Genomic DNA, 25,029 nt, shown 5'->3' on the forward strand with positions numbered 1-25,029 from the left:
ATCGTCGCGTCCCGTGGGCTCGGAGCGGTTTATAAGCGACCGATATATTTTCCCCTCAATATTAATGGAGTTAATAATGTATCTATATCCAAGAGGCTCTGAATGGAGAAAATGGGATTTACACGTTCATACCCCAGCATCTGTATTAAGGAATGAATATGGAAGTAATTGGGATGAATACGTTTTAGCTCTATTTAAAAAGGCAATTGAAAATGATATCTCCGCAATAGGCATTACTGATTACTATCTTCCTGAAGGATACAAGATACTGAAAACAGAATATCTTGAAAACCCTAGCAAACTAATGAGTCTATTTACTAAAGAGGAAATAGATGCCATTAAAAGAATAAAGATCTTTCCAAATATAGAATTTAGAATAACCAAGCTCGTATTGGGCAAAGAAAAGGATTTATCTTGGAACCGAAAAGTAAACTACCATGTAGTATTATCTGACGAAATACCAATAGATAAAATTGAAAGTGACTTTATTTCACAAGTTCAAGTCTGCTTTGACGCATCAACAGGCTCACCTGTAGAAAACAGACCATTGACAAAAGCAAATCTAGAAGAGCTAGGGCAGAGGTTAATTAAAGAACACCCCAACTTCTCTAAGAGCGGAGGAGCACTTTTTGTTGGTATGTTAAATGCCTCCGTTGATGAAAATAGTTTAATTAAAATATTAAATGGCAACTCTATCTTCCGAGATAAATATTTATTAGCTTTACCATGCGATGAAGACTTAAGTGATGTAAGTTGGAATTCGCAAGGACATAACATCCGTAAGAACTTAATTAAGCAGGCACACTTCATTTTCTCATCAAACCTAAATACTAAAAAATTTCTTCTCGGAGGAAACAATAAAGAGGCATTTACAGCCGAGTTCGGTTCAATCAAACCCTGCCTTTGGGGATCGGATGCACACCGAGCAGAAGATTTATTTAAGCCAGCAGAGAATAGACATACATGGATAAAATCTGATGTTACTTTTGATGGCTTAAAAAATGTAATATACGACCCTAACTCTCGTGTAGCCATTCAAGAATTAAGTCCACAACAAAAGAGCAGTTATCAAACAATAAACAAAGTTCGATTCATTGATCACAATATAAAAAAATTTTTTAGCGGTGAGTGGCAACTTTTAAATCCGGACTTAAACACTATTATTGGTGGAAAGTCATCAGGGAAATCTCTACTCCTATTCCATATAGCTAAAGCCATTAATTCAGATGAAGTGAATCATAAGGTTAGCCTAGCTAAATCAGCTTCATACAAAGATTTGAAGAATGTGGAATTTGAAGTTGAATGGTCCAATGGTGAAATCAGTTCAACTGCAACGCCTGATAATTCAAAACCAATCACATATATCCCTCAACTATATATTAATCATCTAGCAGAAGAAGATGGTAAAAATCAATTAAACACTCTCGTCAAAGATATTCTTAGCCAAAATGAAAAATTTAAGGTTTTCTATACTGAGCAAGAAAAAAATATCGCATCAACCAACAAAAACATCATTGCTAAAATTGACTACCTTTTTGATCTGAGAAATAAATACAGCTCATTAAATAAAGAGGCCGGCTCTATTGGAACAAAGCCTGCAGTTCAAGGTGAGATAGCAAAACTTACACAGGCCATAGCTCAGTTGAGAGAAAAATCAGGCTTTACAATAATAGAAGAAGCTAAATACAAAAAACTATCTACAAGAAAAACCTCATTAGAAAATCGCCTCAATACACTTAACCAAATTTCCGAATGCAACAAACAGCTAGTTGCATCATTAATTAAAAATTCCAATACAACCTTCACTACCTTTAGAGACAGTGTCGTTTCTGAATTGGATATGCCAAATAACTCCACATATCTACAATCATTACTGTCCACTCTAAATAAACGATTGAGTAGTGTAGTACATGAATTTAATGAAAATTTATTAACAAATGACAAATCATTACAGGTAAAAATAGATCTAATAAACTTAAAAATTAAGGATGTAGGAAAATCTATTGCACCGTTGCTTGAAAAAATCACTGATAGAGAAGCTTTGATTTCAGCCAATAAAAAATTACTACTTGAAGAAGTAAACCTTAGATCCATTGAGGAAATAGAAAAGAAGAAAGCATCTATTTTTCAAGAAGGTGCAGATTGCAAAATTGAATTAAAACAGCTCTACGATGATTTAATTAGCCTTTACAAAGATTATGTTACAGAGATTGTAAAACCAGAATACCTCTTTGAAGAAGATATAAAGATTTTCGCAGAAGTTGCTTTTTACCAAGATAAGTTTAATGAGTTTGTAGGTGCCTTTGATAGGCGAGGGAATATACAGACACTACTTGGTGATTTATCAACATCTACAGGTGAGTTTAACTATAACATAGACCTGCACTCTACACGAATCGCAGCAATACACGATAAAATAACTTCTGGAAAGGATATCCCATCCACCAGAAAAGGACTCGATGATATTGATATTTTGAAAAAATTATACTCTGACTGCTTCTATATTAATTTTATAGTACAATATAAAAATGATGATATAGTCAGAATGTCTCCAGGTAAACGAGGTTTAGTACTTCTCAATTTGATATTACATCTTAGTAACTCCTCTCATCCAATTTTAATAGACCAGCCCGAAGACAATCTCGACAACCGGACTATCTACGATCAGCTAAACAATTTTGTACGTTCAAGAAAAACCAAAAGGCAAATTATTATGGTAACTCACAACGCTAACCTGGTTGTTGCAGCGGACTCTGAATGTATAATTGTCGCAAATCAATCGGGACAACACGAAAGTGTTGAAAACGACGAATTCAAGTTTGAATACTGCAGTGGAAGCTTAGAATGTTCCTTTGAAATAAATGACCTTGCCTCTTTAAAAAATAAAGGCATACGCCAACATGTATGTGAAATTTTAGAAGGTGGTGTATCTGCCTTCAAAGAAAGAGAAATGAAGTATGGGTTTAAGGTTTAAACCATAAAGCCCCCTGACCTAACAGGCTTGAGATACTCTTTTCTAGTTATATGAAAACTCCAGCAGTCTTTGTTCTGCTGGAGTTTTTTCATTTCTCACCTAGCCACTCAAAGTAGAAAGTTTTATAACGGTAATGCCAACATGCAGGCTTAGGCCATATCGAAGTGGCAATAGATTACCTCCTCCCGCCCCCCTGCGATTTAATAAATGCCAGGGTACGGCGGTTGAACTGCTCAGGCTGCTCCACATTGCAGACATGGCCACACTGTTCGATCACCGCCAGAGAGGAGCTGGCATCGCGGGCCACCTGCTCGCGCACCGGCGCCAGGAACATATGATCCTCCTCCCCCATCACGTAGAGGGTCGGGATCGGCAGGGCGCGCTCCTTGAAGTAGCGCATCAGGGGGTTGACCTCAGTGGCGAGGCGGAACCAGCGTTTGAACTCCTTCTGGCACAATTTGCGCGCCTCGCGCACAAACAGGTTGCGCGACTCCTGATGGTGCTGGCGCGGCATTATGATGAAGGCGAACAGCCGGTAGAGCCACATGTAGGGCAGGATGTGCTGGCCGAGGCGCCCCAGCTGCACCAATACCCGGGAGCGGATGTCCAGCCGCAGTATGGCGCCGCCCAAGACCATGCTCTTGACCCGCTCCGGGCAGAGCTCCGCCAGATGGCGAATGAGGATGGTGCCAAGGGAGATGCCGACGAAGTGGGCGGAGGAAATGCGCAGGTGATCGAGCAGGCGCACTATGTCTTCGGTCACGGCCCGGAAGCTGTAGTGACCCTTGACCACCTGCTGCAACTGGTGGGACTGACCGTGGCCACGCAGGTCCAGCAGCAGCACGTTGAAGTGCTCGCGATAGGCGCGCAGCTGCTTGAACCAGATGGAGGAGCTGCCACCGGCACCGTGCACGAATACCACCCAATCCCTGTCGGGGCCAAGCTCGAACGTCTTGTGATACAGCATCTTGCGACTCCCTCATCGACGGCATTGGGGTATAGTAGGCGCGCATCTTAGCAGATATTTTCACCTAAAAAATACGTTTGCATGGCAACTGGCGAGGAGCGTGACCATGGAGTTGACGAGTTTGAGAGCCTTTCTGCTGACCCTGCCGGGCGCTCAGGAGGACACCCCTTTCGGCCCGGAGATCCTGGTCTATCGCATCGCCGGCAAGATGTTCGCACTGGTGGATTGGCAGGCAGCGCCGCTCACCATCAACCTCAAATGCGAGCCCGACCTCGCCCTGCTGCTGCGAGAGATCCACCCCGAGGTCAAACCCGGCTGGCACATGAACAAGTTACAGTGTCAATAATGCGCGACAAGGATCTCACCTCTCGAATCATTCGCCATTTAGAGGAAAATAGTGTAGAAAGTGCGACACTGTCTATCCATACAGGTTTCTTAGTTCGATGCCAAATCGTCACCAGTCCACATCAATGTCAAAAGAATCACTATCCAATCGAGTCGATGATATCCGACTTAAAGCGAACCCCTTGCTCGACGAGTCAACTAGAGGAGAGAAAGGGCAGTTCATGACCCCTGCCTCCGTGGCTCGTCTTCTGACCTCGATGTTTTCTAACCTGGATGGTGAGCTACACGTCTTAGATGCTGGAGCTGGCGTCGGCTCACTTAGTGCCGCGCTGATCGAACGTGCTATCGAAAAATTTCAACCGTCTTCAATTACTGCACATGCTTGGGAAATTGAAGACGTTTTAGTTGAACATCAAAAGCTTTCTATCTCTGAATGTGCTAGTGATTGTCAAAATCAAAACGTAGAACTGGATTGGCAAATTCATAAAGAAGACTTTATCTCCGCTGCTGTGAGCATAATCAATGCAAGATCACGAGGACAAGATACGCTTAAATTTAACAAAGCGATCCTCAATCCCCCGTACCTTAAAATTGCTGCGAATGGTGACGAAAGAGCGGCGTTGCGAAGCGTTGGTGTTGAAACAGGAAATCTCTACTCATGCTTTGTGAGCTTGGCATTAATGCTTTTGGACGATGGTGGAGAGCTGGTTGCAATTACGCCAAGAAGTTTTTGTAATGGCCCATACTTTAAAGATTTCAGGCGAGTGCTTTTAGATGGCAACGCACTTTGCAAAATTCACGTCTTTGACAGCAGAAACAAAGCATTCAAAGGTGATAAAGTTCTTCAAGAAAATGTGATTTTTCACATTAAAAAAGGTCAACAGCAACAGAGCGTTGATATCTCATCAAGTTCATGTGCAGATGATGATGACATCAGAGTTAGAACCGCTTCTTTTGATGAAGTTGTACAGCCAGGAAATCCTGAGAGATTCATTCATATTGTCACAAGCGATGAAGAGGCAGAAATAGCCAAGTTTGTTGGTAACATGCCATGTTCACTCGATGACCTCGAAATCCAAGTAAGTACAGGTAAGGTTGTAGATTTTAGAACTAAAGAAAATCTTAGGATGGAATTGGACTGTGATTCAGTACCATTGATTTACCCTATGCATTTCAATGACTCCGAAATCGAGTTTCCAATCTCAGGTAGTAAGAAACCGAATGCCATCGCGTTAAATGATGAGACAATGTCTCTTATGGTTCCCAATGGGACATACGTGCTAACAAAACGCCTTACGGCTAAAGAAGAGAATAGACGAGTCGTTGCATCCTTGTACACGGATAAGATAGCTAAAACTGCTTATGTTGGCTTTGAAAATAAGACAAACTATTTTCATAACGGTGGAAATCCATTAGACACTAACCTAGCGAAAGGCTTACTTGCATACCTGAATAGCAGCGTGATAGATCAATACTTTAGACAGTTCAATGGCCACACCCAAGTAAACGCTACCGATTTAAGAAGCCTACGTTACCCAAGTCACGAACAATTGGTTAAAATGGGATCATCTTTAGTCGAGGGCAATTCTCATAACTACGATGACCTCTTACAAAAAAGCATGTAAAAAAAGCGGCTAGAAGCCGCTTTTTTTTACCCTCCTATGAAGATGTTTTTTGAAGCATCTTCACGAATCCAAAGATATGATCCGACAGCGAGATTTTTATTTTTACTCTGTCTTTCATATACCTTCTTCCATGTCGGATAGGTAGTTGTAAATCCAATCGAAGGCTTTTTATTTCTGACAGCGAAAGCCGTTAGTGATTCCATCTTGTGAAGGTCAACCTCACCATCGCTAGTTACAGCCTCTATGACCCACAGCGAATCATCATCTGGGTTCCATAACAAAACATCAGGCATAGAATCTTCTAGGGTTATTTTCAAGCCTGCCATTTGCAAGATCTCAAGCTGTTCCTTTGAGATTCGGTCTCCGTCACCATCATCTATATAGACGACCTGATACCCAGGTAAAAAACGAGGTGCATACACAGCATGACTGGCTTCTATAAGGTCGCTATGATCACTTTGAAAACCTCCCTCGGCCTGTTCAGCTTGGAAGGCAAGACGCTCACGGCATTTATCTTCACGAATCCACTCATCAAGCTTCTGCTGCCATTCACCTTCAGCAGATATTAAGATATCAATAAAGTCATCGGCCAATCGGTATCCACATGCACTGGACTTGGCTTTATGTCCGGGTTGAAAAGTTTTTGACGATGCATCGTAAGTGACTTTTTGAACCGCGCCAATCTGCCACAGAGGTTTCAACCAATAGTCTCGGCCTTCGCGATCTAGTTTGATGTCTCGGCCACGCTGTAAGATACCGACGTGTGTTGCGATTTGTGCATTAGTTGCACCATCTTTAAACTTGAAGCCATGCTTGGCCGCAGAATTTGACCAATGAGGTTCATCACACAACATTGCGAAAACTGCATCGACAATGTTTTCCTTACCTTGATCTATACGTGAAAGAACAGACAGAATCTTTTCTTTAGTTACCCCATAATAATGCTCAGGTAGAATCGGCTTACCGAGTTGTTTCGCGGCAGTTCTTCTATCAATTGCATACTGTTCGATACCCACAGAAATCCTCATCACAGCTTGAAGGCGTCGGATGAGGATGCCAGAAAGGGCAGACAACGTCCAGCCAATTGCTGCTGAACAAAAATTTTTTATCAGATTATAAATACAGAATAGGCGGATATTTAATCCGCCCATCATAATCAAACAATAACAGCTTTCGTCCTTAACTTGTTAATGTCTTTTATTACATCATCAGGGAATATATCTTTATAGATCGATAACACCAAGTCATTCACTTCATTACTTAATATATCAAGAGCATCATTTTTTTCATCAGAATCAAAGACTGTTCTTGTAGTATCAGGAACTAAAAGTGACTCACGAAGGCCCGCATCGTCCTTTAATAAAAGAAGCCAGTCATTAAGCTTCCCAACCAATTGCAGTGGAAAATAAATGGAACAAGAAAGCCGTTCATTCATATGGTATGCGATACTGGTCAAATCAAAACTTGATAGCTTTTTAGCTATTTTCTTTTTGCCGTCAGGCATGTCGGCCACGATATTTTTCATTAACCTGACAACTTTTTTTAGATTTCCATCATACAACTGGTCTTTATCATCAACCTTTTTAATATGAAGAAAAGGTCTGTTTTCTATGAATTTATGATCTTCTTTATCATAAATTTTTACGATCCGGTCATATTGCTGACGTGAGCGCTGATAATCATGTGTATCAAACCAAGAGCCAGGTACGATATCTACTTTTCGAGTAAGACTACCACCACTGAGTGAGATTGATTTTCTATTGTCACAATCTACATTAGCTTGATGATAACGATTTGTAAGCTTTTCTTCTGAGACTAGGCGAAGTTCCTGCACTTGAAGAATCATATCTCGGGTATCGGAAGCAGGGATGTAGTTTGATGATGATAAATATGGCTGTTGGGCCTGCAAAGTATTTCTTATTAAAATCAACATATCCACATCTGAATGCCCCTCAATGTGGATATCAAGAGCGACTGAACCTTGTAGCCGATACTCTGTCATAATGCCATCAGTATCAAGTAGGCCAACTAATGTAGTTGCAACTCTCTCCCCTTCTTGAATTGACACCTTTGTAGATGTCTCACTCACAGGGGCCATTGCACCAATCACATATTTTACCGCATCACTTTCTTTAACTTTTTCGTAATTTTCAGTCGGGCGAAGATCAATATCGAATGCAAGTGATTGACCGCTTTCAAGTGCAATCCGTTGAGCAGAACCTTGGCGTCTATCTTTGAGCTTTTGTAAGCGGTTACTGAAATTGATCATTTTTCACCCCGTGTCAGATACATTTTCCCGAAAGTACGTCTTCCATTACTATTAAAATATGCGGCCTCACCAGAAGTCAGACCTTTATCAAAAAGAACCTCACAGTACCCTCTATGTGAATTCAGCTCATGGAACTGAGACGCATCAGGTGAATTACTATAGCTATAATGAAGAATCCAACCGCCACGTGTTCCTGATTTTTTAGCAAGAGTAGCGGTATAACTTTCACTAGAGCTTTGTTTAGTCTTTAAATTGATACTGATTTTTTCCCACGTTTGCTCAATATCAATTTCAGCTTCCCAGTTATACTTAACTACTCCATCTTCTTCGGAAAGCGTTTCTCCCCTGACTAACCAGACACCATTGAGATCGGGGATTTTAAAAAATGGTATTTTCCATGCAAGATTATTGAACAACCAGTGCAATATAAAATACAAAGCTGCTGTCGAAACGGTAGCTGTAGCCATAAATACCAAGCCATTAAACTGGCTAAGCCAGAGCATAATACTTGAGATGAAGCCAGTAAGAATAACTGACGAAGTACCAAGATACCGACCGATCGTTGCTCTACTGTGACCAAAAACCGCATAATCGTGCATGTACTAATCCTTTAGTCTAGAAGGGGCAATTAAGCCCCTCCGAACTTATCGTTCTTTGTTAGCCTGAGCCAAGATACTAGCGGCCAGAGTCTTTGTATCTTCACTGTACTTGCTGCTTTGCAGCACCATTGATGCAAAAGACTCCATTTCCGCACCAGTTTGCTTTCCGGCTTTCGCTTGAGACAGCGCAGAAGCGGCAAGAGAACGTGCAGTTACAGAAGAGGAAGCATCATTGAGCACTTGTGAGGCAAGCGTTGCAACCTTATCAGAGGTAGTTTTATTGTTCGTAGCCATTACTATATCCTGTATTGGTTTTTGGATTTAGACACTACATATGGTGCTGTATATACAGACAGCAAAAAGATACCTGATCCGATTGAGACGATCAAGAAAAACGATTGATGTATCATTAAGATTATTTTTCAAGCAAGAAAGAGACTCATTATCGCCCTCATAAACCGTGAGCCGACAGGCAATGTCGCTTCCAGAAAACGTCTTTATGGTCTCGATTGGTGCATTGATGATAAAATCCCCTTCTTGTCAGCTTTATCATTGATAACAAGGAGCACGGTTTGAGCAAGAACGCCGCGAAAGTTGGGGATATTGGAACAGATCATGATGGGTTTCATCCCACGGCCATCATTGCTGGTTCACCGGATGTATTCATTGACGGTATCCCCGCTGCCCGTGTTGGTGATCCCCTCGCCCCACATGACAAACCAAACAACCCACCACACCCCAGATCAATTGCATCAGGCTCCTCTACCGTCTTTATCAATGGAAAACCCGCTGCATTAACTGGTGGTGCTGTTGATTGTGGCGGTGTGATCATCGGCTCGGGAACAGTAGTGATTGGAGATCAAGCACCAGCAGCAAGAGCAGCCGCAGCTCCACAACCTGCTGCACCGGTAGAGATCCCGGCTAAGAATGCATATTGGCCTCCCTATGACTTCGCCCAGGGCAAAACGCTAGAGGTTGTATACACAACAGCACCAACTGATATTGCGGTCTTGTCACTGGAAGAAGCTAAAGAGCTGCTACAGACGCTTTACTCTGAGATGGGGGGTAAAGATGCAGTCGGTACGACAAAGAGTTACCACGACTTGGTAGACGGCGTTAAAACAGCGGCACAGACAGCCAAAGGACTGGGTGGATTAGGTGTTATGTCTTACACCAAGAACATCAAGGGCATTGATTATGTGATCATCAAGAACTATCGCCGCCACGCTCAGACCTTGATGAAAGGGAACAAATGGAAATCGAGTAATCCACGTGTTGTTCAAATCGGTATCGGTCTGAATGATGTCAAAGGGGCTGCTCGATGGGTCAAGGTAAATGCAGGGATAGAAGTGGCCTTTGCTGTCGGAGTCAATGCTGCTGATTACATCTTACGTGATGAAGCGACTTTAGCCGAGGTCGTGGGCAATAGCTCTGGCGACATCATCAAAGGCATGACGACGCTTGTAACCATGTCTCTCGTTGTCGCAACACTACCTGTATCAGGGATTTTGGCTACTGGTGCACTCTTTGCGTTTGGTTCCTTCTTCATGGGACGCGAACTTGACGCATTAGACGAGCGTTACGGATTCTCAAATGAGATCGGCAACTCGCTTAAAAGGTTGGCTGAATGATCCATATCATCAGACTAATCATTGCATCAGCTTTTATCTGGTTTGGTTTTGAACAGGTATCAGAGGATTTGTACGCAACGTTATCTAATGGATCAGCATCGTTCAGGGTTAGTGGCATTGCCAACATTTGGGCGTCTTACTGTGCACCGTTAGTTGGCATTGTGTTGATTGTTCATGTGTTAATGTCAGTAGCAAAGATTGGAAATCCAGACAAGCTTTTTCAACGTGGCGTGCTAATTGTCATTTTCGTCATAGCACCTATCTTAACTTTTGCAACAAAAATGAAATTAAATGCTAAAGCTGAAAATTATGTAGAGTGTCAGGATCTAAAGCGGGTGTCTCGTTGGAACTCTTATCAAGTCTATGCCATATCAATTGATGAATGTCATAGATTAAAAGAGGAAAAGCACTGAAACTGTCGAAGCTCATTAATGAAATATATTGACTGAACCATAACATGGAGAACTTGAATGTCATTAACTGCTTACTCAAGGATGTTTAAGAGAGAACTTCAAGTATCACAGTTAAAGGAGCTGTTCGAGAATAGCAAACCGACCATTTCAGGTGATTTCAAAGATTTTGTTAAAGCCGATGTAGAGTGTTCATCCTGTCTTGCAAGAGGAGCAATCGTAGTAAGAGAGGGAAAGGACACAAGTGGAAGAGTCGTTAAACAGGAACACTTTGCATTTAGAGATGCTTCTGGTGGAGATCCACATCAAAAGTATTGTGATCATTATACTGATTCAGACAAAGTAAAGAGCGCGGATAATGATGCCCTATTCGACTTTAGAAAATCAAATAGTCCTATAACAGAAAAAATAAAAACAATGGTTTGCATAGGAATTGAGAACAACATTTTTTCGCAACAAGATATTCGTGATATGCGAGAGTGGTATATCAATCTCAGAACCAATGCTACAACCAAATTTGAGATTAGTCACCATCTAGTCAACATGGCTAACACTGCTTTCCGTTTACATTTTAAAAAGCCAGACCTCAACAAATACGTAGAGAATAGAACCAAAAGCATTAGTCGTGATTTTGATTTAGACGAAGAAGTTTATACCTCTTTAGTATTCAAACACCCCCACTATCGATTTAATAACATTGAAGCTCAAGATAAACGTTGGCTCAATGATGCCAGGCTTTCTGAGGTACGCAAGAAAGCTATGCAGATTATAAAACTCAACAACGGTGAGCTTTCATTTAATCGACTAGAGCTATCTGATAAAGTCATCCTTACCTTCAGACTTGCAAGCAAGATAAGAGAGTCCGAAGACACTCTCAGTAGAGCATTGTCTAAAAGTTCAACGTTTAGAAACAATCCTCTTATGGCATTAGCCTCTCTGCTCCTATTCGTTTCGGAATGGGACTTTGAAGCAGCCAGTACAAAGTTTAATAAAATACTAGGAATAGGTCGAGCTAATGACCTAACAGCAGGAAACGTGATAGGGCTAAACCCATTTATACATTATAGCGCATGGTCAATATTGCAGATACTAGAAAAAATCAGACGTGAACATAACGACGAAACCGACTATCAAGAAGCGTTTGATAATGAGAAGGAAAGATTGAAAAAAGTCTATGCAATACTTTAATGTAAAAGATAGGCCAGCATGATGCCGGCCTTTTTACTTATCAATTATCAGTTTCTTTTAAAAGCGCTGCTAAATGCTTGCGACATTGCAGAAACATTAGCATCAGTAGCAAACGGAGAAGGTACTGGTGAACTGTTACCTTTATTGTTAACAACGTTAGTTGTATTCACGCTGTTTCCAACTGTTTTGCCTATGATAGCCGCTTGCCTTTGCATGTCTCGCTCTTTTGCTTGTGCCACGGCTTGCTTTGCTTCTTGTTCGAGTTCTTCTAGTTTATTACTTTCGTATGGATTAGCGGCTTTAAACTCAAGTGGCTTACCTAGTCCAGCTCTCTTGGCTGATTCGCTATCAGTGCCCAATTTCTCGTCTATCCACTTCGCTGGATCAAGTTTGATACCGAGCATATCGAACCCAAGTTCAATAGCATCTTTCACTAACAACAAAGCCGCGACGATCTCACCAACTGGCCCGCCAGCAGCACCAGCAACGACTCTCCCACCCGCTTTAGAAGCCATTCGTTTAAGCAGTTGATCCTTGCCCACCTTCTCGGCTGCGACTTCACCACCTTCTGCCACGACTGCTTTAGTAGTCATCTTTTCGAATGAACTCTTTTCAACATTCCGTTCAACGGTATTAACTGCTTTTGTTTCAAACTTCGGCTTACCATCTTTATCTAATACAGGTTTACCGTCTTTGTCTAATACAGGCGTTTTCGTTTCGGCAGGATTGATTCTCGATTTTGATTTCGGACTAGCCGTTTCGGCTTTCGGCTTATCAGGGAACATCTTTTTCCAGCCGTCTTTTATTGAATCAACTGTTTTTGTGAATGTCTCTGTGATCCCAGACGTGATACTTGTAAAAGCCGATTTGATTCCCTTTAATGCCTCTGCACCGAACTTAACAGCCCAGTTCTTCATCCCAAGGAAGAAAGCCGTAACTAATCCGCCTTTAGCAAACATGCCTGCAAATCTGCCAATTGCACCGCCGAATGATCCAAAGTCAGGAACAAGCGACTTCAACAAGTTCACGATCATCATGTTTCTCATTAGATCGTGAATGTCATCTAATTTTTTATAAATCTTATGATCCGCATGTTCCCGCTTTCTTTCAACAATCTTTTCTCTAAGCTCTTTTACCTTCTCAAGCTTTTCCGTTTTCTCAATAGCTGCTTGTGGAATAATACCAGTTCGCTTTTCTTTCTTCTCTTCTGCCTTTCTTTCAAAACGAGATTTAACAATCTTACCCGCTTCTAAAGCACCACCAGTAACTTTGCTCGCTGCCGCTTTCATATCGCTATAGAACGGAAGTAGTTCTGAGCCAATTTGATCCGTCATGCTCTTGCCGAAATCAGCACCAGCTTTAAAAACTGAGGCAGCAAATGTCTTACCTGCATTAGTAATCGACATTCCGAACGAATCATCTTTTCTCTTAATCTTAGGCTCAATCTTCGGCTGTTTGTCATCTGGCTTATTGTTCGGAACATCGGAGTTTGAAACGGGTGCATTGATTGACTCAATCACACTCCTAACGCTCTGTACCTGCTCAGGCTTGTCTTCTGAGAAACGGTGAACCGGTTGTCCCATATCAGCCAATCGTTTCTCCAACTGATTCATACGCTCGGTATTTCGATCTGTAGCAGTGGTGTTCTTTTCCACGCTATTTCGCAAATCCTCTGCCACTTCTGCCGATAGTTCTAACGCGGCGGTATTGTCTTCTAATCTGTCGTCTTTCGGACGGACTTTATTGATTGCTTCTTTCATTTTGTTTCCTAGGAATAGTTAAAGGGACGTCTCCCCTGCTTATTTAACAAGCACTGAAAAAGTTTTGTTTTCAGACTATTAAATAAGTTAATAACTGCATAAGGAATAGAAAATGAAATACCTAGATAAGCTTGTGAAAGAAAGCGTGGATATTGAAACTGGACGCGACGAGCTGGTGGCTATCTCTGCTAAAGTAAGTGAAAAGATTTATAAAAATCTAGTGTGCCAACAGCCAACAACTCAGCCAATTGCTACTGTATTTGGCATCAAGCAGAAGGTAGCAGGTAAAGATCCATTTGTTGTGCATATGCAAGAACACATTGCCGGAGCCATTGAGTTAACAGATACCGGATCATTTATGCCAGGTGATAAGATTAAAGACGAAAGCGGAATTGTAGTGGAAGCACTTGTTCCGTTTAACTCTGAGAATGCCGATATGTCATCCGTGTGGAGTCTGCTACTTTCTGGAAAAGTTCGTGTTCTGAATGAAATACCTGAACAGGCAGTTATTCAAGAAAGCGATATTGAAATCAGTCGGTGGCGAACTAAAGTTGGATCAAGATTGATTCGTTTTGACGCTTCTATGGAAATGCTACAGGACTTGGAGTCTCAGTTCGAGGATAGTCAAGACGTTGTTTATAACGTTATCGGCAATGTGGTATCTGAACAAGTCAACAGTGAGATCATTCTCAAGTTGATTTCACTAGCCAAGAAAGAAAAGGATTTGAGTCTGATTAACTATGAAACCTCATATTATCGAGGCCGCGAACTGATTATCAAAGCCGCTGAACTGGTAGCAGATATCAAGAAAAATAAAGGTACGCCCACCTTTGTGCTTTGTACCCCGAAAGTTGAGGCACAACTAAAAGCCAGTGGACAAGTAACAGGTAACATAATCGACGGCCTTGAACTCGAAATCGTTGTTGACGTTAAAACACCGGCTGATTACCTGCTTGTTGGCTGTGCATCCGACGAACGACTAACACCTTGCTCACTGTATTACAGCCCGCTTGTGGAAGAAGAACAGGACATCACAATGCTATTCACCCGCGAAATGCTCAACTTCCAGCCTTCATACGGTGCAAACATTCGTTACGCTCTATCAGCAATTGATCTTGATAGCGTAGATGGTGGCAAGGTACTTGAAACTGATTGGAATAAACTTGCTAATAGCAGTCCTTACACCGCGTTGTGTAGAGTTCTATTGGAATAAAAAAAGCCACCGAGAGGTGGCTTTATTGTTTTTGAAACTCTTGTTCTTCCTCATCAAAAAGAACTGTTTCTTTACCGTTGAATAAGAAACTATCATCCGACACACGTTCATAAGTACCGGTTAGATCAGGATCATGTTTCGTCGCAAAAGCATTCATTTGTGCGTTTGCTGATACCTCGGCATCGTATTGTGAATAGCCATTAGACAGGTACAAACTGATTAGCTTTTGCTTATAGCCACCGAGAGTAGATACACAAGCTTTAGTATCAATCTCGGTGGGATCATCCACACAGGAATCAGGAGCATGTTCAACAAGGACATGAGTTTTATAATCCGCTTCACTCTCGTTATCAGCTTTTCTATGAATGCCTAGGAGATACGACTCCGACTTTTCAACGTGCTTTGTACTTTCAGTGGTAAAACTCATCATTGACATTGCAAGCGCGATACTCGGATCGACTTCCGGCTCTGTAACAATCAATGATTTAGATTCGACTATCTTAGCAACAGGAATTGGCTGGTGGACGTCTTTCTGTTTCCAGTGCTTTCTAGCATCCTGAAAGAAATCGACTCCGTTTAGTGTAACGTGGCTAAAGTCCGAGTTATAACTCAGGCTTTCAATATGTTCATTGTCAATCTTGGCAAGCAAAGTCTTCAACGCTTTATAGCAGTTACCTCTGTCTTTGCCTGTTTGCTGTGAAATCTGGATAGCATGTTCGTTCAAGTTCATAGTGTGATCTCCGGTGTGAGCTGACGTGTGAACTTATTTAGATCACACCTGAGATCACACGTCAGCTCACACAAGCGATAGGACGCTCTAGGCCGCATTTCTCACGGTATAGCAGTAGTCATATCACGTTCAGGTAGCAATGCGTGGTATCGCTTCCTATAGCATATAGCAAGTTGTCGTCAGACTGCGGCATAGCCGCTCACTTATTGAACGAGACAAAATAAAATCTCTTATATAACTTATATGAGGATCTAAATTGTCTTCTTATTATATATCAATGAGTTAGCTTCGCAGTCGCTACGCGACATTTTTATTTGATCAATAATGTTTACCGACTTGTTATCAGTTGGTATAATGATTTTATCAGTTTGTGCGTTAGCACTTTGCCGTAAGGCAATAAGTATTACCAATAAAAAAGCGACTCACCAAAATGATAAGTCGCTTTTACTTACTTCGATCCAATTCTTCCACTAAGTCCGATAATACTATCTGTAAGCTTCTCGATATTACCATCGATCTTCTCCATACGAGGTACAATCGTTTGAATCAGTGTGTCTTGTTGAGCCACTTTCGTTTCAAGCACCTGAACTTTAGCAGCCAGCTCTCTTGATAACGTATTCGTTTCATCAATCCTGTTCCACGTTACTCCAATGTTTAACAGTAGAGCACCGACCAAAATAGCCGTTTGTATTGACATACCGAACACATTGATCTTATTGGTATTATTATTGTTATTATCGCCCATAAGAATCATGGACTCATTTACTTCACTCATACCTTACCCTATGGCATTACTGCCTCCTCTTATAGTCGCAACATGCGGCTATTACTTAAATGCCGATACCATCGCTTTGCCTCTGTTATAAATGCTTTCCATGTTACTAATAACATTGCCTGACTTGCCTTTATATTTGGCTTGAGTGACTGTGCTCAACGCAAACTCCACCTCAAAAGTAGCGATTTGATTATTGCTTTCATAATCCAACTGAACATCGCTAACGTTGATCGGAAAACATCCATCACAATGAACGATTGAGCGAACATCACCTCTTCTATCTAATACCGCAACATCAATCATTTTGGCGTATGTATCATGAAACCCAAATGTGTTTGTATTCGGATCATGAATGTCACGCATCCAACGCAAAAACCATTCTCGCTCTTGATAGCCAGGTGTGCTGTAAAAAGTCATTTTCAAATTGCTGAAACTTCTTCCCAGAACTTCAACAAAAGGCTTTCTGTTATAAATGTTTTTCTGAGTGTCAAAGCTAGTGCCAGGAAGATTGACGTTCTTCACCATAATTGCTAAGTCTTTATTCGGATCATAGTTTGTATCAAGTAGTCCGTCTAAAAACTCTCCAGCACCTGGAATCATTCTAACAAGCGTTGGATCAAGCATACCGATAGCATTCTTGACACCCGGAACATATTTCCCTAACTGATTATAGGCAATGTCTTGCGCACGGTGCCAGTTAACATTATTTGTTATCCCACCAAACAGCGCTTTCCCCTTCCCCATGATACCTGTGGCATTACTCACATCGTTAAGAATGCTTCCAGCAGGCCCAACAATTCCGTCAAAGTTAATAGCGCTTCTGAAATCCTGAAAGCGGACTAAGAACATGTTAGAACGAGCCAGATCATACTTTTCAATTGTTCGCATGAAACGAGCATAATCAGGAGTATCAAACTCATTCGCCGCAAGTGCCGAATCAATAGCACCAGTAACACCTGACTTTATTGAACCTGTTATACTATCAAACGACGTCAAGGATTTAGCGCTGTTTAGCATACTGTCGTAAAAAGCCATTAGTTATCTCCAAAAATGTCTGAGCCATTGATATCCAAGTGCTTCCAGTTTCCGTCTTTTCTTGCATTCTCGAAAAGCTGTACTGTAGGCAATGTGATTTCTTTGAGTGTGATTTCAAGTTCTCTATAAAGTGCATCACCGGCAGTTCCTGAAAACGTGCCATAGCCATTTTCACCTGGAATATAAGTGCGCCAATTAGAAATGTGACACCAGCCACTAACAAGTCTGCTTGTGTGTCGGATCACATCTTCTTTTGAGCCAAGAATTCGCTCCTCAACTCGCACCATCATTGGCACTTGCATCTCGGTATAGTTCTGGGGATTACCCTTAACATCGATGTTCGAGGCTTTCTCAAGGAACTTTTCAATGTCACCGTATTCTTTTAACTCGGCATAGTTTTTTGGTGTGATTCTCCAAATAAATGTCCAACTGCGAGGCTGCACGCCATTAAAGCCATGAACACCTTTGTTTGAGGAAATAGTGGTATTTGAACCCAAGTTAGTCGCGTATGCCCCACCCTTTTTAGAAAGATTTAAATCAAACTCGTTAATACCAGCTTGAACACCACCTTTAACTGCACCTACTACGCCGCCGCTGTTATAGCCACCAATAGCACCACGTAAAAACTCTTCCAGAAAGCCATCATCGGCGCCAGCAATATCAAACTGTAAATTGTTAGTTATGCCGTTATCCGGCATACGCATGAAAAGCAATCCTTCTGTTTTAAAGTTCATTTTCGACATCGTTTCGGCCGATTTCTGTAAAGCAGACGGCGTAAACTTACTTGATTTAAAAAAAGTGAATGCCAAACACGGCACTGATTTCCAAGTACCGTCAAGATTTTTCATTGACATTGGATAAGTCATAACTTGAATGCCGTTGTCTTGCTTCTGCATGTCCTCTGGCATGAACTTACCAACAGCGTTTTTAACTGTTTCAATAAAAGTAGTAGCCATATCACACCCCGATTTTGATATTGAACTGCTTGATTACATCAGCGGCAGGCTTGTCGCAATGTTCGAATAGTTCATTCAGGCTACTATGAAAATATTCTGACATAACATCACTCTTGATATCGTCTTGCAGATCGTTATACCAGTAGCCGAATGTTGATAACTCGGACTGAACGTTAGCGCTGTCCGCTTCTGACTGTGTTCCCTCGCGTCGCATGAGTTCAACTGGAGTCATGTACTCGCTACCGTCATCAGATTCAGGAGGCATCGATTCAAGAGCTTTGGCGTCACACTTGGCAAGTAGCACATCGATATCTGATCCTTGCTTAATCGCGGTAGTCAATGCCGCAATGACTGTCTGTGTTACCACTTGCTCAACGATACGCCCGCGCATGTCTTGCGGAATCTTTGCTCCGAGCATTTCGTTAGAGCCGTTCACGAAAGAACTTACAATCGCGTCCGCATGATCCGCGAAAGCATGACGATAAGCGTTACGGATCAGTTTGTTCTGGCGTCTCACTTCACCACTTTTCTTACCTGCATCGGAAGCAGACTGACTATTAAAACTTGTTTTATTGGCTATCATCTTCTAACTCCATAATCCGACTAGCTGTTAATTGTGATACTGGCTCAAGAACAAACGTGTCCATCAGCGGGTTACTATGCTTTTCGATAAAGTCAAATTCAGCTTCTGGCAGAATCTCGATATCGAGGAATGATTGATACATGCCCATAAGGCCATGATTTTCTGGCAACAAGAAAACTTTGCCGTTGTTACTGTTCACCAAGCATTCGCGGACGTCGATTAGCGATTCTTTATAAGACTGAATCAAATCGAGTTCTTCCTGTTGCTTACGCTTAATCAGATCCTGTTTCTCGGCACGTTGTTCCATAGCTTCATGAGCTGCGGTAGCAATATCTATTTGCTCTTCCGTGCAAGTGTCACCGAATCCAATAATGTTGCCATAAAAGGCATTGTGTTTCGGCTCGATAGCTAGTTTGAAAATCTCGATCACCCGAGACGTTTGATAAATCTTTGTCTTGCCGTCAATAGCAACAACGGCACTTTGATAATAGGGTTTCATTTATTACCTCTGATTAGTAGTTAAGGAATTGGCTGGCAGCGATTGCCATTTCACACGCTTCTGTTACTCGCGCAGGCTCTTTCACCGTCTTATCTTTCATAGCCATAATGCTATCCAATGAGCCATCTTCGATTTCCCAATAAGGCATGTCATCACACGGCTCAAGTAGCAGATAATCATGATCCTCAACGTGATATTCATCATCGATTTCAAGTTCATCCGTCGCTTCGTTATACAAGCCAATAACTTTGCGCTTATAGATAACAGGACGCTTATTAGCTAAGCCAGGTGCGGGGTCTGTAACACTGTTATTCGGCAGATCCGTGCTAACGTTGGCCTCGTTCATGCTGTCCGCATCAAACACTTCTACTTCTGATTCGGTAATGCTCTTTGCCGCAGACTGCTGACAAACAAAATAGTTACCGCTTGGCAGCTTTGCATAACTAGGCTTAAAGCCAGCATCCAGCAATGCTTTAATCTTTTGTACTTCCGGGGCCTCACACCCTAGAATAGCAATCTCGGATTGATCCTCACTCATGATAGCGATTGCTAAAGTCATATCTCTACGGCTTGCGGCTTCGCTGTTAATGAACACAATGCCACCATGACGGGATTGAGTTAATTGGCTTACGATTTTCATTTCTTCTTCCTTATGAAAAAGGCCCCCGTCATTGGGAGCCCTTTAGAATTTTGCACTTTGCGTATCTTTTAGATCCTGCGCTCTTCGGATCTTGTTAGCTATGTTTGTTAGTTCGTCCAATATCACGGCATTGCAATCTTCGCGTGTGACACCAAGCATAACATTCACATGAATGATTCCGCCTTTTGTTTTAACTCTATCAATCCATTTCAAGTCTTCATATCCAGCCTCAAAAGCAACTTTAGTTAGCTCTCTCAGAACTCGATCAATACTCGGATTGACTTTTCCTTTTTGTGGATAGAAGTTCATTAAAACTGTTCCTTGTGTTTCTGGATCTCCATACGAGCATCTTTATAGGCACTCAGAATAGCCAGTTTCAGATCTTTATCAGGGAACATCTGATTGGTAATCGCCTCTGATTCATCACTTGGCTGATATACGACTGACACTTTATGGTGCAATGTAAACACGCTAAGTCCGTTTTCTTGAATGTAGTAGAACGTGGCCTCGTGTTTGCTGCCATTCTTCATAAGTGGAATGCCAAGTGCTTCGCTCAACTCTTTTACAAACTTGTATGCATCTGTTTCTTTGGTGGCTTTATCACCAATGCTGCTGCGATATTGAATTTCTTTAACTTCATTCATTTTATTTCTCCGGTTTGTTTGTGGCTTTTTACAGAAGCCGTAACTGTGTCTAACTTATCTCTCTGTTGACAAGTTACTTTTTATAGCTGTCGATTACGGCCTGTGCTTTAGCGATACGCTCTTTTGTAGTCAGTCCCAAATCGGTGATATAGCGATCCATTGATTTCTTAACTCGTTCATCTTGGAACGTTTCTAGCTTTGCCAGGAAGCGCATGAACAGAGCCCAAAGCACTTTATTCTGGTACAGCTCAGGCATAGTCTGTTGCTCTTTCAGAATGCCGCTGAACATGAATTGGCTGTAGCCTTTAACGAAATCAACTCGATTAAGTCCAAGCTTGTTTACTGTCTCGGTAGTAATGCGATCAAACGCGATTTTGTTACCTTCTTTGATAGCTGTTTCGCTGTCTGCTTCCCACTGTGCAAAGCTTTTAAACATTGATTTCTCGGAATAGCGTTGTTTTGCTTTTTCCAGAATACGTTCGCGATTTGCCTCATAGTAAGTTTTGTTTTCGTCTTGTTTTGACATAATGTTCTCCTGAATCTGTTCTGAATGTATTTAGTGAACACTGAAAAAGGATTGTTTTCAGTGCTTGTGAAATAAAAGCCAGGTATCTGGCTTTGAATAGCGTGGAGCCGGAGTGGCCAATGAATGGCAACATCCACACTCCTGTTACCGGCGACTTGAGCAAGCGGATAACAAAGTCTTTAAAATGTTTTCAGCACTGCTCTATAAAGAGAAGTACCGAATCCACAACAGATACACGGCCGATCAGAGTCGTGCTGAAAACATTTTAAAGTGACAGGGAACCACTCCTGTCACTCTCTTTTAGAAACGACTAATACAATATTGTTTTTACAAATGTATTTAGCTAACACTGAAACATTATCGTTTTCAGTGCTTGTATCAGCCAAAGCGGATAAAGTTGAACTCGTCCTCTTCAATAGAATTCCGAACTTCCACCAGCGCTACCATTCGACGCATCATGATTTTCTGTTTCTCGTTTTTTGCATCAAGTTCTTCATTGCAAATCGGCTGGTGCTTCCACTTCTGTCCGGTGTGTTCTTCGAGTTCTTCTAACATAGTAGCTGGATTAACTAGATCGCTTACAATAAGGTATGCGTTTGAAAAGCTCATATCCGGTAATATGAATGCACCTGCATAAAATCTAGGCTTGATAGTTTTCATTTATCACCACCCATTTTATCAATGGTGAGACGACGGATTAGAGAGTCTTGTTTAGCGCGTTCAGCCTTAACACCTCGGTGATACCCAATTGCGTAAATGACCCAAACGATAAAGCCGATAATGTACGGCATGGATTCTTCGAAACTCATTCAGCCTTCTCCTTCATAGTCTTTATAACAATGCTCTTGATCCACTCTTCTTTTTTGTTGCGCGCTTTCTCTTTATCTTGTTCAGACTCTTTTCCACAACAGAATCCAAGCATGAAAATAGTGAATGCGATACCGGCGATTACGAGCATTTTTTATCACCTCCAACATAGTTAGAGACGATAGCAATCTGTTCTTTCTTTTGATCCATACGGCCTTTAATGTAGCCGAGAATGTAAAGCGCGGCACCAAAAGTACCAATCAGAATGTATTCCATTTTATTTCTCCAATTTAGTAGTTAGATAGAAAGGCATTGTGAGACACATGCCAGCAAGTAGAGATTGGATCATGTATTCAAATCCGTATGTCATTATCTCTTGCATGATAGTGCTCCGAGCTGAACAACAAACGGTGGCTCTTGTTTAAGCGTTAAGCGTTCATCGGTAATACTATCTTCTAGCCATTCTATAAGTGGAACAAACTGTTTCTTTACTGGGTGCCAGATATGGGATTTAAGAGTTTTCATTTTATTTCTCCGAGTTAAAACTAATAGCAGTTGCTCTCTGCTACACGTATTTAGTGAGCACTGAAAACAATCTTTTTTCAGTGCTTGTAAAAGAAAAGCCGGATAATTCCGGCTTACTTGTCTTTCTTCTCTTCTTTCGGCTTAGGCTTATCAGCCACAATCGGACGCGGTGAGCCGTCCGAGAACAACTCAAGATCTGTGATCCACTCTTGCTTTGTGATTTGGTGAACAACAGAGCCGATTAGCCACTTGGACGAGTTCTTAGACTGTCCACCATTGCCGTCGAATGCGATATCAATCACTTCCCCTACCGTCATATCTGAGTCTGCGCCTACCCGCATCAAAGCGCGTTTCTCTTTAATCCTAGACTTGTTCATTTCCCTGATCGCAATCGTGTTACCGTTGGCACCTAAGTTTTGAAACTTATACATCTGATCCTCAGACGCGATAACTATCCGATTGCTGGGACTGTATTCAATGTTAGTAGCCGATTGCTCATTCAGTTTTGAATAAACACCGTCAATCGTCGTTGGAGTCATTCTGGTGTGATTAATGCTCTTGTCTAACAGACTATGAGAAACGACAGTTAGTCCATAAGCACCATCGCTTACCTGGCTTTCAATGTTGAAACCCCTGTCTAGTGAGAAATTGATAGCAACGTTTTGATTCTGGCCTGTAGCGTCTAATCCCACAGCATACTTGGCAATTGGGGCTTTGCTGATTAGTGCCGAACGGCTGACAAAGTTAACTTTGTCTCTTGATTCAAACAAATAGAAAGCACTGTCTCCTTTGTGCTTTGTCTCGCCGGAAACAGAGTGATTTTTGATAAAGTCTATTGCGTCAAGTGGTGTAATATTTGGAATAACAATGTCTCTGTTATACATGGTCGGCTCAATATTAAGATCTTTTTCTTCATAGCCGATTAGTTTAAGCATGTCGGATACAATGATATGAGTACCGACGTTTTTATATGATTTAGATACCCGCTTGAAATTGTTGTTCACAGCACCAATAGATTTGAAAAGAATCTGCGCGTAGCCAGTTGCACTTTGATGGCTGAATGTATCACTGTACTGGTACACCCTGAACACTTTTTCGAATAGCTTACCTTCTGCTTTGTGCTTGCTGGTGGACTTCATTTTGATCCGCAAGATATTATCGTTGCCCATAAAGTCGCGTTGATCAAAGAATCCGATCTTGTTACCGATAACAAGTTTCCCTGACATCAGTCCGTCTAAACTTTCTGTTATAGTGAGGCTTTCTAAAACGTCTTCAACCTGGTAATACTTTGAACCGGCTTCTAATGAAATGTGATCAATAATGAATGATTCAGATTGTTTGTTACCCTCTCTTTTGATTGGCATGATTGTTTCCTATGATAAGCGGCTTATAGCCGCTCTATCTCTGTTGAGTCAAAGGTAAAAGGCACTGCTTTAATCGCTTCCAGATCCAACATTGCTTCTTGTTTTGCAGTAGCAACTGGACGAGCAAAGATACTTCCTGTGCGCGGCTGCATAGCTTTAATCAACTCTTGGGTTGGGTTCATAGCTACTTTCAGTTGTGCAAGCTCGGCCTTTTCTGCTTCGCGCTCTGCTTTCATGGCCGCAATTTCTGCTTTCAGATCGGCAACTTCATCCACGACAACGTTAACGATCTCAACAACTTCGTTAAATTTCTCGATATGCTCAACAGTAGCGGCGTTGTTTTCTTCCAGAGTAGAGTTAACGGTAATAACTGCTTCAACTTTGCGAGCTTTACGGCCACGAGTTTCAACTTTTGAGAAATCTGTTTTGATCATCATGCTTTTTCTGTCCTTTGAAATAGAGTTAAATTGCTTGCCAAGAGACATGTATACGGAAACACCCGCTTTGTCTTCTTTGCGTGTGATAATGAAAGCCTCATGGATAATATTGTTTTGGTGTTCGACTTCCTTAGCTTTAAGCATAATAACGTCGGAAGTAGCGGCATCGAGATAGAAATAAAACTTATCATTCATAAGAGTTTCAGTAAACTCGGTGGTAATAAGTTGTGCTAAAGAAAGTTTGATTGCATTTCGGATTGTTTTACCGATAGTTGTGTCTGCACCAAAGCCGCATTTAGTCAAATGCTTAAAGAACTCTTTAACAGTCATTTCTGAAAGAGTGTTAACTTTATTGTCTTCGGTAGAGCGGAATTTGATACTGCTTAACTTGTGCTCGACCCAGTGTGTTTTTCTGGTGCCGTTATTTGAAAAGCAATCTGTGGGAGTAGTGTTATAGAAAAACTGAAGGCTGTTCGATTTCATTTATTATTGTCCTATAATGAGGTTATTACCACTCAACGTTTGCC

At 41.6% G+C, this 25,029-nt stretch carries 27 protein-coding genes and 2 pseudogenes; 7 read left to right on the forward strand and 22 right to left on the reverse strand.

The window, feature by feature from the left end; genetic code table 11:
• Window positions 1–76 precede the first annotated feature (76 nt).
• Window positions 77–2,974, forward strand: coding sequence for a TrlF family AAA-like ATPase (locus AACQ95_RS03360; protein WP_241280575.1), 2,898 nt, complete (start codon window positions 77–79; stop codon window positions 2,972–2,974).
• Between the two features lie 175 nt (window positions 2,975–3,149).
• On the opposite strand, the gene AACQ95_RS03365 is transcribed toward AACQ95_RS03360, so the two are convergent.
• Window positions 3,150–3,941, reverse strand: coding sequence for an alpha/beta fold hydrolase (locus AACQ95_RS03365; protein ID WP_241280576.1), 792 nt, complete (start codon window positions 3,939–3,941; stop codon window positions 3,150–3,152).
• 106 nt (window positions 3,942–4,047) lie between these two features.
• Here AACQ95_RS03365 and AACQ95_RS03370 point away from each other — a divergent pair.
• Window positions 4,048–4,272: pseudogene (locus AACQ95_RS03370) on the forward strand (MmcQ/YjbR family DNA-binding protein); the annotation flags it as partial.
• Window positions 4,273–4,507: 235 nt separating this feature from the next.
• Complete coding sequence (locus tag AACQ95_RS03375; RefSeq protein ID WP_241280577.1) at window positions 4,508–5,911, forward strand: Eco57I restriction-modification methylase domain-containing protein; 1,404 nt, start codon at window positions 4,508–4,510, stop codon at window positions 5,909–5,911.
• Window positions 5,912–5,937: 26 nt separating this feature from the next.
• Here AACQ95_RS03375 and AACQ95_RS03380 read toward each other — a convergent pair whose 3' ends face one another.
• From AACQ95_RS03380 to AACQ95_RS03395, 4 genes are read right to left on the reverse strand one after another with little or no spacing between them, the layout of a single operon-like run.
• Window positions 5,938–7,065 carry a BsuBI/PstI family type II restriction endonuclease gene (locus tag AACQ95_RS03380; RefSeq protein ID WP_241280578.1) on the reverse strand — a complete coding sequence of 376 codons (1,128 nt, stop codon included), beginning with the start codon at window positions 7,063–7,065 and terminating at the stop codon, window positions 5,938–5,940.
• 2 nt (window positions 7,066–7,067) lie between these two features.
• Window positions 7,068–8,180 carry a hypothetical protein gene (locus AACQ95_RS03385; protein WP_241280579.1) on the reverse strand — a complete coding sequence of 371 codons (1,113 nt, stop codon included), beginning with the start codon at window positions 8,178–8,180 and terminating at the stop codon, window positions 7,068–7,070.
• The gene (locus AACQ95_RS03390; RefSeq protein ID WP_241280580.1) at window positions 8,177–8,779 is read right to left on the reverse strand and encodes a Cap15 family cyclic dinucleotide receptor domain-containing protein; all 603 of its coding nucleotides are present in this window, start codon (window positions 8,777–8,779) and stop codon (window positions 8,177–8,179) included. The genes AACQ95_RS03385 and AACQ95_RS03390 overlap by 4 nt, the downstream gene beginning before the upstream one ends.
• 45 nt (window positions 8,780–8,824) lie before the next feature.
• Window positions 8,825–9,073, reverse strand: coding sequence for a hypothetical protein (locus tag AACQ95_RS03395; protein ID WP_081304673.1), 249 nt, complete (start codon window positions 9,071–9,073; stop codon window positions 8,825–8,827).
• A gap of 278 nt (window positions 9,074–9,351) precedes the next feature.
• Here AACQ95_RS03395 and AACQ95_RS03400 point away from each other — a divergent pair.
• From AACQ95_RS03400 to AACQ95_RS03410, 3 genes and pseudogenes are all read left to right on the forward strand, one after another.
• Window positions 9,352–9,624 (forward strand): annotated as a pseudogene (locus AACQ95_RS03400) (type VI secretion system PAAR protein); the annotation flags it as partial.
• Between the two features lie 782 nt (window positions 9,625–10,406).
• Window positions 10,407–10,823 carry a DUF1420 family protein gene (locus AACQ95_RS03405; RefSeq protein ID WP_241280582.1) on the forward strand — a complete coding sequence of 139 codons (417 nt, stop codon included), beginning with the start codon at window positions 10,407–10,409 and terminating at the stop codon, window positions 10,821–10,823.
• A gap of 57 nt (window positions 10,824–10,880) precedes the next feature.
• Window positions 10,881–12,008, forward strand: coding sequence for a hypothetical protein (locus tag AACQ95_RS03410; protein ID WP_241280583.1), 1,128 nt, complete (start codon window positions 10,881–10,883; stop codon window positions 12,006–12,008).
• A 47-nt stretch (window positions 12,009–12,055) separates the two neighbouring features.
• Here the strand turns inward: AACQ95_RS03410 and AACQ95_RS03415 are convergent, their stop codons facing one another.
• On the reverse strand, window positions 12,056–13,768 hold the full coding sequence (locus tag AACQ95_RS03415; protein ID WP_241280584.1) for a hypothetical protein: 1,713 nt from the start codon (window positions 13,766–13,768) through the stop codon (window positions 12,056–12,058).
• 112 nt (window positions 13,769–13,880) lie between these two features.
• On the opposite strand from AACQ95_RS03415, the gene AACQ95_RS03420 reads away from it, so the two are divergent.
• Window positions 13,881–14,981: a hypothetical protein gene (locus AACQ95_RS03420; RefSeq protein WP_241280585.1), complete on the forward strand. Its 1,101-nt coding sequence runs from the start codon at window positions 13,881–13,883 to the stop codon at window positions 14,979–14,981.
• A gap of 22 nt (window positions 14,982–15,003) precedes the next feature.
• Here AACQ95_RS03420 and AACQ95_RS03425 read toward each other — a convergent pair whose 3' ends face one another.
• The 16 genes from AACQ95_RS03425 to AACQ95_RS03500 all read right to left on the reverse strand — a co-directional run bounded on the left by AACQ95_RS03425 (window position 15,004) and on the right by AACQ95_RS03500 (window position 24,985).
• Entirely contained in the window at window positions 15,004–15,711 is a 708-nt protein-coding gene (locus AACQ95_RS03425; protein WP_241280586.1) for a hypothetical protein, read from the reverse strand.
• Window positions 15,712–16,159: 448 nt separating this feature from the next.
• The gene (locus AACQ95_RS03430) at window positions 16,160–16,486 is read right to left on the reverse strand and encodes a hypothetical protein (protein WP_241280587.1); all 327 of its coding nucleotides are present in this window, start codon (window positions 16,484–16,486) and stop codon (window positions 16,160–16,162) included.
• 51 nt (window positions 16,487–16,537) lie between these two features.
• Window positions 16,538–17,521, reverse strand: a complete 984-nt coding sequence (locus AACQ95_RS03435; protein ID WP_241280588.1) for a hypothetical protein — start codon at window positions 17,519–17,521, stop codon at window positions 16,538–16,540.
• The gene (locus AACQ95_RS03440) at window positions 17,521–18,477 is read right to left on the reverse strand and encodes a baseplate tail-tube junction protein (RefSeq protein ID WP_241280589.1); all 957 of its coding nucleotides are present in this window, start codon (window positions 18,475–18,477) and stop codon (window positions 17,521–17,523) included. The genes AACQ95_RS03435 and AACQ95_RS03440 overlap by 1 nt, the downstream gene beginning before the upstream one ends.
• A 1-nt stretch (window position 18,478) precedes the next feature.
• A complete protein-coding gene (locus tag AACQ95_RS03445) occupies window positions 18,479–19,060 on the reverse strand; it encodes a hypothetical protein (RefSeq protein WP_241280590.1) in 582 nt (193 codons plus the stop codon).
• On the reverse strand, window positions 19,047–19,559 hold the full coding sequence (locus AACQ95_RS03450) for a hypothetical protein (RefSeq protein WP_241280591.1): 513 nt from the start codon (window positions 19,557–19,559) through the stop codon (window positions 19,047–19,049). Before AACQ95_RS03450 ends, AACQ95_RS03445 begins: the two co-directional genes overlap by 14 nt.
• A gap of 13 nt (window positions 19,560–19,572) precedes the next feature.
• A complete protein-coding gene (locus AACQ95_RS03455) occupies window positions 19,573–20,199 on the reverse strand; it encodes a hypothetical protein (protein WP_241280592.1) in 627 nt (208 codons plus the stop codon).
• A 42-nt stretch (window positions 20,200–20,241) separates the two neighbouring features.
• Window positions 20,242–20,508 (reverse strand): hypothetical protein, encoded by a 267-nt coding sequence (locus AACQ95_RS03460; protein WP_241280593.1) that lies wholly within the window; start codon window positions 20,506–20,508, stop codon window positions 20,242–20,244.
• Window positions 20,508–20,843 carry a hypothetical protein gene (locus tag AACQ95_RS03465; RefSeq protein ID WP_241280594.1) on the reverse strand — a complete coding sequence of 112 codons (336 nt, stop codon included), beginning with the start codon at window positions 20,841–20,843 and terminating at the stop codon, window positions 20,508–20,510. The genes AACQ95_RS03460 and AACQ95_RS03465 overlap by 1 nt, the downstream gene beginning before the upstream one ends.
• A 73-nt stretch (window positions 20,844–20,916) precedes the next feature.
• The gene (locus tag AACQ95_RS03470; protein WP_241280595.1) at window positions 20,917–21,369 is read right to left on the reverse strand and encodes a hypothetical protein; all 453 of its coding nucleotides are present in this window, start codon (window positions 21,367–21,369) and stop codon (window positions 20,917–20,919) included.
• A 378-nt stretch (window positions 21,370–21,747) separates the two neighbouring features.
• The gene (locus AACQ95_RS03475) at window positions 21,748–22,029 is read right to left on the reverse strand and encodes a hypothetical protein (protein WP_241280596.1); all 282 of its coding nucleotides are present in this window, start codon (window positions 22,027–22,029) and stop codon (window positions 21,748–21,750) included.
• Window positions 22,026–22,178 (reverse strand): hypothetical protein, encoded by a 153-nt coding sequence (locus tag AACQ95_RS03480; protein WP_241280597.1) that lies wholly within the window; start codon window positions 22,176–22,178, stop codon window positions 22,026–22,028. The genes AACQ95_RS03475 and AACQ95_RS03480 overlap by 4 nt, the downstream gene beginning before the upstream one ends.
• The gene (locus AACQ95_RS03485; protein ID WP_241280598.1) at window positions 22,175–22,327 is read right to left on the reverse strand and encodes a hypothetical protein; all 153 of its coding nucleotides are present in this window, start codon (window positions 22,325–22,327) and stop codon (window positions 22,175–22,177) included. Before AACQ95_RS03485 ends, AACQ95_RS03480 begins: the two co-directional genes overlap by 4 nt.
• Window positions 22,318–22,452: a hypothetical protein gene (locus AACQ95_RS03490; protein ID WP_277604536.1), complete on the reverse strand. Its 135-nt coding sequence runs from the start codon at window positions 22,450–22,452 to the stop codon at window positions 22,318–22,320. Before AACQ95_RS03490 ends, AACQ95_RS03485 begins: the two co-directional genes overlap by 10 nt.
• Window positions 22,453–22,814: 362 nt before the next feature.
• Window positions 22,815–24,065, reverse strand: a complete 1,251-nt coding sequence (locus AACQ95_RS03495; protein WP_241280599.1) for a hypothetical protein — start codon at window positions 24,063–24,065, stop codon at window positions 22,815–22,817.
• 23 nt (window positions 24,066–24,088) lie between these two features.
• A complete protein-coding gene (locus tag AACQ95_RS03500) occupies window positions 24,089–24,985 on the reverse strand; it encodes a hypothetical protein (RefSeq protein ID WP_241280600.1) in 897 nt (298 codons plus the stop codon).
• Between the last annotated feature and the right edge of the window lie 44 nt (window positions 24,986–25,029).

Source organism: Aeromonas sp. MR19 (genome assembly GCF_963899305.1).
In the GTDB taxonomy this organism is placed as follows: domain Bacteria; phylum Pseudomonadota; class Gammaproteobacteria; order Enterobacterales; family Aeromonadaceae; genus Aeromonas; species Aeromonas bestiarum.